This is a genomic window from Brevundimonas sp. T2-11 (assembly GCF_055397675.1).
The window spans coordinates 2,491,178-2,504,346 of record NZ_AP027920.1 but is presented as its reverse complement, the minus strand read 5'-3'; the positions used below and the strand labels follow the sequence as shown (position 1 = coordinate 2,504,346).

Genomic DNA, 13,169 nt, shown 5'->3' with positions numbered 1-13,169 from the left:
GCCCTTTATGCAAGGGCGGTCAGCCCCGCTCCTTGGTCTTGGTCAGGCTGATCTTGGGGAAACGTTCGGCGACATAGCCCGTTTCCCAGGCCGACTTGGCCAGGAAGACCGGGTTCTGGTCGATGTCGACGGCCATCTGCGGGCGGTACTTGCTCGAGAAGTCTTCCAGATCGGCCCTGGTTCCGTCCCCGGCCGGGGCGACCCAACGGGCCTCGGCGTAGGGCGAGGGCTCGAAGACGACGTCGAGGTTGTATTCCTCGCCCAGACGGTCGGCCATGACCTCGAACTGCAGCTGGCCGACGGCGCCGACGATGAAGTCCGAGCCCAGTTCGGGGCGGAACAGCTGGGTCACGCCTTCCTCGGCCAGGCCTTCCAGCGCCTTCTTCAGGTGCTTGGCCTTCAGCGGGTCCTTGACGCGGACGCGCTGCAGGATTTCCGGGGCGAAGTTGGGCAGGCCGGCGAAACGGATCAGGCCGCTTTCCGACAGGCTGTCGCCGACGCGCAGCACCCCGTGGTTGGGGATGCCGATCACGTCGCCGGCGAAGGCGTCCTCGGCCAGTTCGCGGTCCGAGGCGAAGAACATGATGGGGGCGTTGACGCTGAGCTGCTTGCCGGTGTTCTGCACCTTCAGCTTCATGCCGCGCTTGAAGCTGCCCGAGGCCATGCGGAACATGGCGATGCGGTCGCGGTGGTTGGGGTCCATATTGGCCTGGACCTTGAAGACGAAGCCGGTGACTTCATCCTTGCCCGGCTCGACCGTGATGTCTTCCGGCGTCGGGGCGTTGCGGGTCTCGGGCGGGGCCTCCTTGCGGGCCTTCATGACCTTGGGCGGCGGCGCCCATTCGCCGATGGCCTTCAGCAGCTCCTCGATGCCGAAGTGGCGCAGGGCCGAGCCCCACAGCACGGGCGTCATGTGGCCTTCCAGGAAGGCCTGACGGTCGAAGGGCTTGTAGCCGGCCTCGACCAGCTCCAGGGCGTCGGTCAGGTCGGCCTGTTCCGAACCTTCGAAATATTGCGCCGCCTCGCCCAGGGGAAGGGGAGCGGGGTGTTCGGCGTCGGCGTCCGAGCCGGCGATCTTGCGCGTATAGGGCTGGAAGCGGCCGTCGCCGCCGACCTGGACCATGCCGCGCAGGCGGTTGCCGCTCTCGGCGGGCCACCAGATGGGCGAAGGGTCCAGCTGCAGCCGGTTGGCGATCTCGTCCAGCAGGGCCATGGGGTCCTGGGCTTCGCGGTCCAGCTTGTTGATGAAGGTGATGATCGGGATGTCGCGCAGGCGGCAGACCTCGAACAGCTTCAACGTCTGCGGCTCGATGCCCTTGGCGGCGTCCAGCACCATGATGGCGCAGTCGGCGGCGGTCAGGGTGCGATAGGTGTCTTCCGAGAAGTCCTCGTGGCCCGGCGTGTCCAGCAGGTTGAACATCTTGCCGTCGTGCTCGAACGTCATGACCGAGGCGGTGACCGAGATGCCCCGCTCCTTCTCGATCTTCATCCAGTCCGAGCGCGCGCGCCGGTTGTCGCCTCGCGCCTTGACCGCCCCGGCCGCGCGCACGGCGCCGCCCGCCAGCAGGATGTGCTCGGTCAGGGTGGTCTTGCCGGCGTCCGGGTGGGCGATGATGGCGAAGGTGCGACGGCGCGCAGCTTCTTCGGGCAGGGTCAGTTTCGACATGGCGCGGGACCTACAGCGCGCAGCGCCGAAAGTCGATTGTCACGATGCCGTGAAAGACCCTTCGCGAAGCGGGGCTTTTAGGGGCATGCTCGTTTCTGTGAGACGCCGGTCCATGAGATCGACGCCGCAAGGGAAAGGAAACGACATGGCTCTGGTGCATCCGGGCAAGGTCCCGCCCGCGCGTAGCGAAAGGGAGATCCACCCCGCAATCTGTCTAGTGGCGGGTTTCGCCCTGATCGCCCTGTTGGCGACGGGCGTACATATCCTGTTCGGCCTGATCTAGAAGTTCAGGGCCTGATCCGTTCGGACCGCGGGGTCGTCGTCGGGCGTGTCGACGGCCGCCGCTTCATCGTCGACGTCTTCGGCCGGTGCTTCACCGCGCGCCTTGGCCAGCAGGGCTCGTGCGGCGGATGAACTGTTGTGCGGATGGTTGGCCAGGGGCTCCAGAAGGGCGATGGCTTCCGGGTTGCGGTTCTGCGTGATCAGGGCCTGGGCCAGGTCGAAACGCGCCTCGCTCAGTTGCGGCGCCAGGGCGAAAGCCTGTTCCAGAACCGCGACGTCGTTGTCGTTCGGATAGCCGGGCCCGTTCCGGCGATTGCGCGCGGCCAGCATCAGGGTGATGTAGTTCAGATCATCCTGGCGATGGGCCCGAACCAGGAAGCCGCGCGCCTCGGCCGTCAGTCTGTCGATTTCGGCCGGGTCCGTGGTGTTTTCCATCGCCTCCATCCGGGCGCGGGCCAGGTATTGCAGGGCTTCGACATGATCGGGCTCCAGCGCCAGCAGACGCTGCAGCGGCGCCTCGGCGGCGGCGGGATCGCCGAAATGCAGCTCGGCGTGACCCAGGGCGAGAAGGGCCAGAGGATCATCGGGGTGGCGGGCGGCCATGCGGCGCACCTCGGCCGCCGTGGCGGCGCGCATCGCCTGCGGCACGCCGAGCTTCAGCCTCTGGTTCAGCAGCAGCAGGTCGTCGGCGGAGGCGGGCAGGGACGTGATCGTCATCTGCGCGGTGGGAATGGTCGCCGTCACGATCTGGAAGGACAGGGTCCCCGTGGTGTAGCGGCGCAAGGTGTCGCGCAGGCGGATCATGGTCATGCCGGTCGCGCGTTCCATCGCCTCGACGGAATCACCGCCGGCGCCGACGTCCAGAAGATAGGCCGACAGCATCTTCTGCCGTTCGGGGTCGCTCATGAACCAGTGGGTCAGCAGCCAGGCCAGCGGATAATAGGTCTCCTGATTGGCCACGCGTTCCTGGGGGCGGCGCGACAGCAGGTCCGACATCTCCATCCACGGCGCGCTCATCAGCCACGAGGCGCGGTTCTCGTTGAACCGTCCGACGGTGAAGCGATCAGGCTTGATCTCGACCGTGGCGTAGTATTCCGCGAAGCCTTCCACGAACCAGCCCGGATAGGCGTAGGAGAAGTTGTGCATCATGAAGTGATGCGCATACTCGTGCTTCAGGGTGTCGACGCTCCGGTCGCGGATGGCGACGCCGAAGATGTCTTCGCTCGAGCTGTGATAGAAACCGGCCAGGGTGGCGGATGCGCCGGGGCGAACGCGGGCCAGCTCCGCTGACGACCCCACCAGATAGATCGGCAGCTTGCGCAGGGTGGGGGTGTCGCCGGGCAGTCCCATGCGGAACCGAAGCACGCGATCGTAGGATTCCAGATTCTGCACGAAATCGCGCAGCTGGCGCTCGCCGACGTCGCTGTAGACGATGAAACGATCGCTCTCCGCCTTGCGCCATTCGGCGTGGGCCGGTGCGGCCAGGGCCAGGATCGAGGTCGTTACGATCGCTACTATCTGTTTGAAAAGCATACTGAGTTCCCCCGCCGTACCGGCAGGCGGGGCTTAGCAAACGGCGCGATGTAAAAGAAGGGGAAAAGCCGGCGTCGCGGTCAGGCCGCCAGCCGGCCCCAGACGGCCTTGTCGGCGGCGACGGCGCTCAGGCGGCCGTGGGCGGCGCGGGCCTGAAGCTGGCGCATGATCATTTCTGGCAGGGCGCAGAAGCGCGGCTCGACCAGTTCGGGCGCGCAGCCGGCGTCGGGGGCGGCGAACAGGGCGGCGTTCACGCCCTCGGTCTTGTGCGCGATCAGCCAGGCCAGACGCCGGGCGCGGGCCGGATCGTTCCGGTGCAGCATCGGGTCCTCGGCGAACAGGTCGCAGCCCATCTCCAGCACATAGTCGAAGTCCAGCTTCTCGAAGCGTCGCACGTCATGGCTCGGGGCCGGGCAGGCCTCGTCCAGATCGAAGACGACGTCGTTCAAGAGAAACAGCATGGGCCGTCCACCGCTACCCAGGCCCTTCTGGCCCGATGAGACCGGTTTACGACCGTCTCGCTTGCGGTCCCGTTCACGAACGCGGTGAACAGGACGGTTACCATTATTCTTGGGCCTATCGCGCTTCGCGCTGCCGCTTCTTTCCTCCCCACTTGTGGGGAGGGGACCGCGTAGCGGTGGAGGGGGCGACGCGACGGCGGCAATTTGAAACGCAAACTTGGACAGGGCGCCGCCGCCCCCTCCGTCACGTCGCCTTCGGCGCCGCGCCACCTCCCCATGGAATGGGGAGGAAGACGGGCGCGCTCTATTCCTCCTGCACCTTCTCCGTCAGGAAGTGCCGACCCTGCCGGTCCTCGATCTCCACGACCCAGAGGTCGGGGTCGTAGCGGCGCTGGCGTTCGATATAGGCGTCCAGTTCGCTCTCGCTTTCGCTGACGACGGGCTGAATCCACAGGGGCTCGCCGTCCTGGCCGGTCGCCTCCGTGTAGAGGCGGGCCGTGCGGTCTGCGGTGTTGTAGGCCTTGACGATCACGGCCCCGCCGCGCGCGTCGCCCTTTTTCACCACGGTGGCGTAGGCGCCTTCCAGTTCGGCGCGGCGGATCAGGGCGCCGGCCCAGACGTCGGTGGAAAGAAGCAATTCGCTAACCCTGATTGGACACGGGACCGGAACCTTGCGGCTCTAAAGTCGGACGCATGAGGATAGGCCTTTCCCCCCGATCCGCTAGCAGAATGCTGGCCGCGACGGCCCTGCTGGCGATGCTGGCGGCGCCGGGCGGCGCGGCGCGTGCGGCGGTGACCGACGCCTTCTACGATCGTGTCTTCATGCTGGCCGCGCATCAGAAGTGCGACCTGTTCGAACCTCAACTGATCATCGCTCTGGACGCCGCGGCCTTGCAGGCGCGCAATGCGGCGCTACGGGCGGGCGCGCCTGCGGGCGACCTGACGGCGGCGGCGGCGCGGGCCCGATCCAGGGCCTCGCGCACCTCTTGCGACGACAGTGATCTGGGCCGGGTGCGGGCGCGGGTCGAGGCGGGCTTCGCCGGCTGGTCGCGCGCGGCGCGGATGAGTTTCCCTGGCGACCGCGCCGTCTGGCGCGGCGACCGCTATGAAAGCCGGGAAACGGGCTGGCGTCTGGTGCAGGACACCGCCACCGGCGGCTCGCCCGTGCGCTTTGGTCTGGCGGGAACCGGGCCGACGGCGACGACGCCGGCGGCGGTGGTCTCCTTCGTCGGGCGGCCCCGGCCCTATGCGGCGCGACTGGCGATGCGCGACCGCCGGCAGGCGCCCCGGGTCTGGCTGACCGGCGGCGGCTTGCCGCCTGAATCCGCGCGGCAGGTCTTCTTCGCCGCCTCGGCCCGATCAGCGCCTGTCGGCCTTCTGAGCGAAGGCGCGCGTCAGGGCGAAATCTGGACCTTCCCGGCGGGGACGCTCGACGCCCTGGCCCAGTTGGACCCGCGCGAGACCTTCGTCATCGAATTTCTCTTCCGCGACGACAGCGTGGCCGAGGCCCGCTTCGAAGCCGGCGATTTCGCCGCCGCTCGCGCCTTCCTGGCGATGGGCGCGATCTAGGCTGTTGTTGGACGCCGTCGAAGCCCGCCGAGGTCAGGTCGCCATTTCGGCGATCAGGCGCTGCTTGAAGGCGTTGGCGTCTACCGCCGCGCTGAAATAGAAGTTGTCGCCGCTGGCGTAGAACCAGCCGTCGCTCGGGCGTTGCTCCAGCCAGGCGATCATCCGGGCGCGGGCTTCGGGGCCGCGATCCGAGGTGCTCATGGCGATGATCTTGCCCTTGGCGCGGGCGTGTTCAAGCGGCGTCAGTCGTTTCATGGGCCGCTCTAAAGGGTGGTTCGCGGACCCCGTCGAGAGGGCGTCCCGGGTTCTCAACAGGTGATTGCGGACGGCGTGTTCGGGACGGGGCCTGGTCGATCTGCGCCGCGCCGTCTCGGAAGCGTCAGTCATGAGCGCCTTGGGGGCGGGGACCAGATGTATTGACATTTGAGTAAATTGGTGGACTTCATGGCGATGCGATGGGGTTCCCGGAAAGGCCCTGATCGTACCGGCCGGACGCGTCTGACCTGCAGGGCGCGTCGACGGATCGTGTGATCCCTCGACCTTGGCCCGCCCCGGTGATCCCGGGGCGGGCTTTTCTTCAGCCGAGACCATAGTGCTCCGCCAGGGCCTGAAGGCCGTGCTTCAGCAGGGTCTTGCCCTGTCGGCGACGCAGGGACAGGTCCTGCTCGGCCAGTTGCAGCGACGCGCCGTGTATGCAGACGCGCTCGACCATGGCGCGAAGGCGCGAACCGCAGGCGGTCAGGGCCGCTTCAACGCGAGCCGAAGCCGCCAGGGCGCGGTCGCCCGGCTCCATCCCGGCTGAGCCGCCGCCCGATCCCGAGCGGGGCAGGGCGTCCCAGCGCATGGTCAGGGACGGGCCGCTGAGGGCGATCTCGCCGTCCGCCCGCAGGCGTTCTCCGGCGACGACCTCGGCGGGGGTCAACCAGGGGCGGCCCGAGGCGTCCTTGCGCCGGGCCAGCCAGGCGACGGGGCTTTCGCCCAGATTGGCGCGGCGCAGGGTCATGCGCCCGTCGGCCTCCATGACCGGGCGTTCGCCCTCGATCAGGCCGGGGCGGCCCGGCGGCGGCTTGGGCGACAGGGAGGCGTTGGCCGCGGGCGTCGGGCGGGGCAGCCAGCCGCCGCCGTCGCGCCGCCTCAGGCCCGGCCGTTCGACCAGGGCGCGAAACGCCGCCTCGTCCAGGGTCAGCACCACCCGCCCGCGCCGGTCGCCGCCCAGCCTCAAGGGATAGGCTTCGCCCGATTGGTCCAGCCAGGCGCCGGGCCGGTCCAGCAGGGACCGGGCGCGTTCCAGCATACGCTTCCGGGGCAGGCTCATCGGGCGGCTCCCAGGGCGAGGGCCAGGTCGACGGCGGGCAGTTCAGAGACGGCGCGCAGGCCCGCCTCCAGGCCGTCCATCACCGCGTCGTAGCGGTCGTCGTCGCGCGCGTCCTCGGCCCAGCGGCAGGCGGTCGAGGCCGTGGCCCGGTTCAGGCCGAAGGCGTGGCCGACCCGCTCCAGCGGCCAGCCATAGGAGACATGGGCCAGATACATGGCCGACCAGCGGGCGCGGCAGGCGCGTGGACGGGTCCGCTCGCGCCGCAGCATCTCGCTCGCGGGCACCCCGAAGGCGTAGGCCGCCAGATGCAGGGCCGCGTCGGCGCGGATGCGGTCGCCCTCCGTCACCGGCACGCGATAGGGCTCGGCCCGATAGGATTCCATGTCGTCAGTTGCTCCCGAACGCTCGTTTGTTCTCCCATCGTGCAGTAGGCCGAGGGGTGGGTTAGGAATCTTGTCCTAACGAACGTCAGAATCGGTCGCTTCGCCTTGTCCGGCGCGGGATCGGCTGTGGAGCAAATGGATGCGCGGCGGGGGATGATGCGCGCGTCAAGGGGGCAAGACGCGCCACATGGTTAATAAATTAACGAATCCTTGACTCCGGACTCTGGACGGCGATTCGCAAATCACCTTAGGCGTTCCATATCGGGACCCGTTAACCCTTCTTAAGGTTTTGACCCGTTAACGTTGGAACAAGGTTACCTGGCCGTCGCTCCCTTGGCGGCCGAACCAAAGCTTTGCCTGGAGGGGCATGAATGCGCGTCCTGCTGATTGAAGACGATCACGCCACGGCCCAGAGCATCGAACTGATGCTCAAGTCGGAAGGCTTCAATGTCTATACGACCGACCTGGGTGAAGAAGGCATCGATCTGGGCAAGATCTATGACTACGACCTCATTCTGCTGGACCTGAACCTTCCCGACATGAGCGGCCTCGAGGTTCTGCGTCAGCTGCGCGTCGGCAAGATCAATACCCCGGTGATGATCCTCTCGGGCAGCCACGAGATCGAGACCAAGGTCAAGACCTTCGGCGGCGGCGCCGACGACTATCTGACCAAGCCCTTCCACAAGGACGAGCTGATCGCGCGCACCCACGCCGTGGTCCGTCGCTCCAAGGGTCACGCCCAGGCCATCATCCACACCGGCGAGATCGCCGTGAACCTGGACGCCAAGACGGTCGAGGTGGACGGTCACCGCGTGCATCTGACCGGCAAGGAATACCAGATGCTGGAGCTGCTCTCGCTGCGCAAGGGCACGACCCTGACCAAGGAAATGTTCCTGAACCACCTGTACGGCGGCATGGACGAGCCCGAGCTGAAGATCATCGATGTCTTCATCTGCAAGCTGCGCAAGAAGCTGGCGACGGCCGCCGGCGGCAAGCACTACATCGAAACCGTCTGGGGCCGCGGCTATGTTCTGCGCGACCCGTCGGAAGGCGCGATCAACGTCGCCGCCTGAATGACGGCCTGAGCCTCCACTCAGGTTGGATATTGAAGCGCCCGCCGGGAAACCGGCGGGCGTTTTGTTTTCTTGGCCTTCTCCCTCAAGGAGAGAAGGAAGACGCGACCGCGTGGAACATGGGATTGGCCCGCCCGCCTGCGTCGAACAGCAGGGGGCTGTCCTTGCCGTCGTCCTCGGAGCCGCGGCGCAGCCAGCTGTCGGTGTCGCGCACGCCCCAGACGGTGAAGGCGAACTGCTGGGCGCGGGGCAGGGCCATGAAGGCCTCGGCCAGTTCGGCGACGCGGGCCGTCTGCTGCTCGATCCTTTGGCGACGAGGCTTCAGGTCGAACAGGCGGTTGCCGGTGCGCAGCGAGGCGTCCAGTTCGGCCACGTGAACGGGCAGACCGAACTGGGCCAGTTCGCGGATGAAGGCGGCGCTCTGACCCCTCGGGATGTCGATGTCGAGGTGGCTCTGCGTGCCCAGGCCGGTGACCGGGGCTCCGGCCTTCAGCAGCCGCTCGACCAGCCGCAGATAGGTGGCGCCCTTTACCGGATTGTTCTCAAGGTCGTAGTCGTTGAGGAAGAGCACCGCCTCGGGCGCGGCCGCCTTCGCCTGTTCGAAGGCGCGGATGATGTAGGCGTCGGTTCCGCCCAGGCCCTCGCTCCAGACGCAGTCGCGCAGGGCCTTGCCGTCGTGGGTCACCGGCTCGTTGACCACGTCCCAGCCGACGACCTGGCTACGCCAGCGCCCGGCGACGGCGGCGATATAGCGGTCGTACTCGGCGGCGAAGCGGGCGCGGTCGCCGGTCAGGGCTTTGAACCAGGGATGGTCCTGCGCGTACCAGATCAGGGCGTGGCCGAAGAGGCGCAGGCCCAGGTCGCGGGCGAAGTATGCAATGCGGTCAGGCGCGTCGAAGCGCAGCGAGCCGTCGTCCTGGAGGATGTACTCCATCTTCATCTCCCACTCGGGCGTGAGCTGGGAGAAGTGCTCCGACACCAGGCGGAACCAGGCCTGATCCGACAGCTGGCCGGTCATGCAGACCGTGCCGACGGGGAAGGGGACGAGGGACTTCAGCGGGCGCACCGGGCCGCTGGGAAGGACGGCGGCCTCGCCGGGACCGCAGGCCGCCAGGGCGACGGGGGCGGCGAGGAAGGCGCGGCGGTCGATCATCGGACCGCTCTCCTCCCCACGCGTGGGGAGGGGGACCGCGAAGCGGTGGAGGGGGCGGCGCGACGGTTGGCGTTGAAATGCGATGAGGATAGGGCGGCGTCGCCCCCTCCGTCACGGCCGCTGCGCGCCCGCGCCACCTCCCCATGAAATGGGGAGGAAAGGCGGTTAACCCCCCGCACGGCGCCTCAGGCCCATTTCGTCGAAGGCGGCGGTTTCGCGCTTGGCGGCGGCGATCAGCCTGTTCAGACGGGTGGTCTCGGCGACGTGCTCGAACTTCTTCAGCTCCTCGAAGGCGCTGGTCAGGGCGTCGCGGGCGCCTTCCTCCTCGGCGGAGACGGCGGCGACCACGCCTTCAGCGTCGGCGCGTTTCAGCGCCCAGCCCTTCAGATAGGCCTGCAGCATCATGCCCGAAGCGGGATCCAGACGAGCGTTCTGGCGCTCGATCTCGACCTCGGCGTCCAGGACGGCGACGCGCATCTCGGCCTCGGCCTTGCGAGCCGCGACCTCGGCCAGACGCTTCTGCAGCGTCTCGACCTCGTAGTTAGAGATGCGGATCAGGGATTGGGCCCAGGCGGTCATGGCGTCACGATGCGGTTGCGGGGGTTAATACTTTGGAACGACGGTCGGCGAAGGCCCTAGGGGGCGGCCATCCCCTGGTTCAGGATGGCCTCCAGCCGCACGAAGCTCTCGTCCAGACTGGTGTGGTCGTCCTTGTCCTGACCGAGGAAGTCCTCGAGCGCGGGGTTCAGGGCGATGGCGCGGTCGACGATGGGGTCGGCTCCGGTGCGATAGGCGCCGATCTTGATCAGCTCTTCCATGTTGGCGTAGGCCGACAGGCACTGGCGGGCGCGGCGGTTCAGTTCACGCTCGGGCGGGGTCTGACAGCCGGGCAGGGTCCGGCTGACCGACTTCAGCACGTCGATGGCGGGGAAGCGGCCGCGTTCGGCGATCTTGCGGTCCATGACGATGTGGCCGTCCAGGATACCGCGCACGGCGTCGGCGATGGGTTCGTCATGGTCGCCGCCGTCCACCAGGACGGTGAACAGGGCGGTGATCGGCCCGGCCTCGGTGCCGTCGGGGCGGATCGGACCGGGGCCGGCGCGCTCCAGCAGCTTGGGCAGTTCGGTGAAGACGGTCGGCGTATAGCCCTTGGTCGTCGGCGGCTCGCCCGCGGCCAGACCGATCTCGCGCTGGGCCATGGCGAAGCGGGTGACGCTGTCCATCAGGCACAGGACTTCCAGCCCCTGATCGCGGAAGTATTCGGAGACGGCGAGCGTCATATAGGCCGACTGGCGCCGTTTCAGCGCCGGCTCGTCCGAGGTGGCGACCACGACGACGGCGCGGCGCAGGCCCTCTTCGCCCAGGGTCTCCTCGATGAACTCGCGGACCTCGCGGCCCCGCTCGCCGATCAGGCCGACGACCACGACGTCGCAGGTGGCCTGCTTGGCCAGCATGGACAGCAGCACCGACTTGCCCACGCCCGAACCGGCGAAGATGCCCAGGCGCTGACCCCGGCAGGTGGTGGTGAAGACGTCCATCGAGCGCACGCCCAGATCCAGCCGCTCGCCCACCCGGCCGCGCGAATGGGCCGGCGGCGGCGAGGCGCGCAGGGGATAGGGCGCCGGGCCTTGCGGCAGGGGGCCCAGGCCGTCGATGGGCTGGCCGAAGGCGTCGATGATGCGCCCCAGCCAGGCGGTCGTCGGGCGCACGCTGGCGGCCGTGTCGATGATGCGGATGTCGGCGCCGGGGGCCACGCCCTCGACCGGACCGAAGGGCATCAGCAGGGCCTTGGCGTCGCGGAAGCCGACGACCTCGGCGGGCAGGGGGGGCTGGCCGCGCCGCTCGATCTCGGCGCGGGCGCCGACCGCCAGTCGCGACAGGCCGCCGCGGGATTCGATCAGCAGGCCGCTGACGCCCGCCACCTTGCCGGTGACGACCAGCGGGTCGATCGCTTCGACGGCGGCGACGAGATTACGCAAGCGGGGCCCCTCAGGCTGCGTCGGATCGAGAAGGCGGAGCCTTCTGACCGCAGCCCACAAAAATGCATCCGTTAACGAATGGGCCATCGTGGTTAACGAGCGGTGAAGCCGGGCTACGGGAAGGCCCTTATGCTGCACCGCAGGAAAACTAAGGTTTCAGATTTTACATTTCGGCCCTGTGGCGCGTCATCACTCAAGTCTTTCGCTGGGGAGCAGACTGGATGTTCGGCAAGGGTCGTCAGAATCGTGTGGAGGAGCAGAAGCTCCATGATCTCGACAGCAAGATGGCCGCGATCGGCCGGTCCCAGGCCCTGATCGAGTTCGATCTGGACGGGTGCATCCTGGACGCCAACGACAACCTGCTGAAGACCATGGGCTATTCTCTGGATGAAATCCGGGGCCAGCATCACCGCACCTTCATGGATCCGGAGGAGGCGGCCAGCCCGGCCTACGCCGCCTTCTGGCGCGACCTGAACGACGGGCGCTTCGTGGCCGCCAAGTTCCGCCGTCTGGCCAAGGGCGGGCGCGAGGTCTGGCTGCAGGCCAGCTACAACCCGGTCATGGGGCCGGACGGGCGGCCCAGCAAGGTCATCAAGCTGGCGGTGGACATCACCGAGGCGGAACAGGCGTTCGCCCGCCGCGAGGCCGACCGCCTGAGCGCCGAGGCGGCGCAGACCGCCCTGGTCGAGGCCCTGGCCGGCAGTCTGGCGCGTCTGTCGGACGGCGACCTGACGGCCCGCATCGAGCGCGAGATGAGCGGCGCCCACGGCCGGGTGAAGGACGACTTCAACAACGCCGTCGAATGCCTGGGACAGACCCTGGCCCAGGTGCTGCACTCGGTGGCGGGGCTGCGCGGCGGCTCGGATGAAATCTCCAGCGCCTCGGACGACCTGTCTCGCCGCACCGAACAGCAGGCGGCCTCGCTGGAAGAGACCGCCGCCGCCCTGGACGAGATCACCGCCACGGTGAAGCGCAGCGCCGAGGGCGCCCGTCAGGCCGCCGCCGTGGCGGGCGAAGCGCGGGGCCAGGCCGATCGCTCGGGCGAGGTGGTGCGCGAGGCGGTCGCCGCCATGGACGGCATCCGCAAGAGCTCGGACCAGATCAGCGACATCATCGGCGTCATCGACGAGATCGCCTTCCAGACCAACCTTCTGGCCCTGAACGCGGGGGTCGAGGCGGCGCGGGCGGGGGACAGCGGGCGCGGCTTCGCCGTGGTCGCCTCGGAAGTGCGGGCTCTGGCTCAGCGTTCGGCCGAAGCGGCCAAGGAGATCAAGACCCTGATTTCGGCGTCCGCCGCCGAGGTGGCGCAGGGCGTCAGGCTGGTGGGCGAGGCCGGCGCCTCGCTGCACGCCATCGTCGGCAAGGTCAGCGAGATGGATGCCCTGGTGGCCGAGATCGCCGCCTCGTCCCAGGAACAGTCCTCGGGTCTCAGCCAGGTCAATGCGGCGGTGAACCAGATGGATCAGGTCACCCAGCAGAATGCGGCCATGGTCGAGCAGAGCACGGCGGCGGCGCTCAGCCTCAAGACCGAGGCGGAGGGTCTGGCGCGGCTGGTCGGACGCTTCCGCACCGGACAGGCCGGGACGCCGCCCGCCCTGGAGGATCAACGGTCGTGGCTGCGCGCCGCGGTCGCCTGACCCTCTAGAAGACGCGCTGGATCGCCAGCCGCATCACGACGGCGAGGATCAGGCCGAAGATCAGGCCGACGGCGAGGTTGCCGACGGGCGTGCGCAGGCAGGCGATCAGGGTCTTCAC

The 13,169-nt window shown here is 68.3% G+C and carries 14 protein-coding genes; 4 read left to right on the top strand and 10 right to left on the bottom strand.

Features of this window, described 5'->3' with window-relative positions:
• Window positions 1-19 precede the first annotated feature (19 nt).
• Window positions 20-1,666 (bottom strand): peptide chain release factor 3, encoded by a 1,647-nt coding sequence (locus tag ACZ5XO_RS12250; RefSeq protein WP_464162616.1) that lies wholly within the window; start codon window positions 1,664-1,666, stop codon window positions 20-22.
• A gap of 145 nt (window positions 1,667-1,811) precedes the next feature.
• Here ACZ5XO_RS12250 and ACZ5XO_RS12245 point away from each other — a divergent pair, with 145 nt between their 5' ends.
• Entirely contained in the window at window positions 1,812-1,949 is a 138-nt protein-coding gene (locus ACZ5XO_RS12245; protein WP_464162615.1) for a hypothetical protein, read from the top strand.
• Here ACZ5XO_RS12245 and ACZ5XO_RS12240 read toward each other — a convergent pair.
• The 3 genes from ACZ5XO_RS12240 to ACZ5XO_RS12230 all read right to left on the bottom strand — a co-directional run bounded on the left by ACZ5XO_RS12240 (window position 1,946) and on the right by ACZ5XO_RS12230 (window position 4,579).
• On the bottom strand, window positions 1,946-3,481 hold the full coding sequence (locus ACZ5XO_RS12240; RefSeq protein WP_464162614.1) for a tetratricopeptide repeat protein: 1,536 nt from the start codon (window positions 3,479-3,481) through the stop codon (window positions 1,946-1,948). The genes ACZ5XO_RS12245 and ACZ5XO_RS12240 overlap by 4 nt on opposite strands.
• 80 nt (window positions 3,482-3,561) lie before the next feature.
• Window positions 3,562-3,942: a hypothetical protein gene (locus tag ACZ5XO_RS12235; protein WP_312782548.1), complete on the bottom strand. Its 381-nt coding sequence runs from the start codon at window positions 3,940-3,942 to the stop codon at window positions 3,562-3,564.
• A 304-nt stretch (window positions 3,943-4,246) separates the two neighbouring features.
• A complete protein-coding gene (locus ACZ5XO_RS12230; RefSeq protein ID WP_464162613.1) occupies window positions 4,247-4,579 on the bottom strand; it encodes a DUF1491 family protein in 333 nt (110 codons plus the stop codon).
• 92 nt (window positions 4,580-4,671) lie between these two features.
• Here ACZ5XO_RS12230 and ACZ5XO_RS12225 point away from each other — a divergent pair, with 92 nt between their 5' ends.
• Window positions 4,672-5,511, top strand: coding sequence for a hypothetical protein (locus tag ACZ5XO_RS12225; RefSeq protein WP_464162612.1), 840 nt, complete (start codon window positions 4,672-4,674; stop codon window positions 5,509-5,511).
• A gap of 33 nt (window positions 5,512-5,544) precedes the next feature.
• Here the strand turns inward: ACZ5XO_RS12225 and ACZ5XO_RS12220 are convergent, their stop codons facing one another.
• The 3 genes from ACZ5XO_RS12220 to ACZ5XO_RS12210 all read right to left on the bottom strand — a co-directional run bounded on the left by ACZ5XO_RS12220 (window position 5,545) and on the right by ACZ5XO_RS12210 (window position 7,209).
• A complete protein-coding gene (locus tag ACZ5XO_RS12220) occupies window positions 5,545-5,766 on the bottom strand; it encodes a hypothetical protein (RefSeq protein ID WP_464162611.1) in 222 nt (73 codons plus the stop codon).
• 322 nt (window positions 5,767-6,088) lie between these two features.
• Window positions 6,089-6,826, bottom strand: coding sequence for a DUF6456 domain-containing protein (locus ACZ5XO_RS12215; RefSeq protein WP_464162610.1), 738 nt, complete (start codon window positions 6,824-6,826; stop codon window positions 6,089-6,091).
• Window positions 6,823-7,209, bottom strand: a complete 387-nt coding sequence (locus ACZ5XO_RS12210) for a chromosomal replication initiator DnaA (RefSeq protein WP_464162609.1) — start codon at window positions 7,207-7,209, stop codon at window positions 6,823-6,825. The genes ACZ5XO_RS12215 and ACZ5XO_RS12210 overlap by 4 nt, the downstream gene beginning before the upstream one ends.
• Window positions 7,210-7,580: 371 nt before the next feature.
• Between ACZ5XO_RS12210 and ctrA the strand changes: the two genes are divergently transcribed.
• The gene (gene ctrA, locus ACZ5XO_RS12205; protein WP_207825828.1) at window positions 7,581-8,282 is read left to right on the top strand and encodes a response regulator transcription factor CtrA; all 702 of its coding nucleotides are present in this window, start codon (window positions 7,581-7,583) and stop codon (window positions 8,280-8,282) included.
• A gap of 85 nt (window positions 8,283-8,367) precedes the next feature.
• Here ctrA and ACZ5XO_RS12200 read toward each other — a convergent pair whose 3' ends face one another.
• The 3 genes from ACZ5XO_RS12200 to fliI all read right to left on the bottom strand — a co-directional run bounded on the left by ACZ5XO_RS12200 (window position 8,368) and on the right by fliI (window position 11,414).
• Complete coding sequence (locus tag ACZ5XO_RS12200; protein WP_464162608.1) at window positions 8,368-9,435, bottom strand: endo-1,4-beta-xylanase; 1,068 nt, start codon at window positions 9,433-9,435, stop codon at window positions 8,368-8,370.
• 165 nt (window positions 9,436-9,600) lie between these two features.
• Window positions 9,601-10,014 carry a flagellar export protein FliJ gene (locus tag ACZ5XO_RS12195; RefSeq protein ID WP_464162607.1) on the bottom strand — a complete coding sequence of 138 codons (414 nt, stop codon included), beginning with the start codon at window positions 10,012-10,014 and terminating at the stop codon, window positions 9,601-9,603.
• Window positions 10,015-10,070: 56 nt separating this feature from the next.
• Window positions 10,071-11,414: a flagellar protein export ATPase FliI gene (gene fliI / locus ACZ5XO_RS12190; RefSeq protein ID WP_464162606.1), complete on the bottom strand. Its 1,344-nt coding sequence runs from the start codon at window positions 11,412-11,414 to the stop codon at window positions 10,071-10,073.
• Window positions 11,415-11,635: 221 nt separating this feature from the next.
• Here fliI and ACZ5XO_RS12185 point away from each other — a divergent pair, with 221 nt between their 5' ends.
• A complete protein-coding gene (locus tag ACZ5XO_RS12185) occupies window positions 11,636-13,051 on the top strand; it encodes a methyl-accepting chemotaxis protein (protein ID WP_464162605.1) in 1,416 nt (471 codons plus the stop codon).
• Window positions 13,052-13,169: the final 118 nt, after the last annotated feature.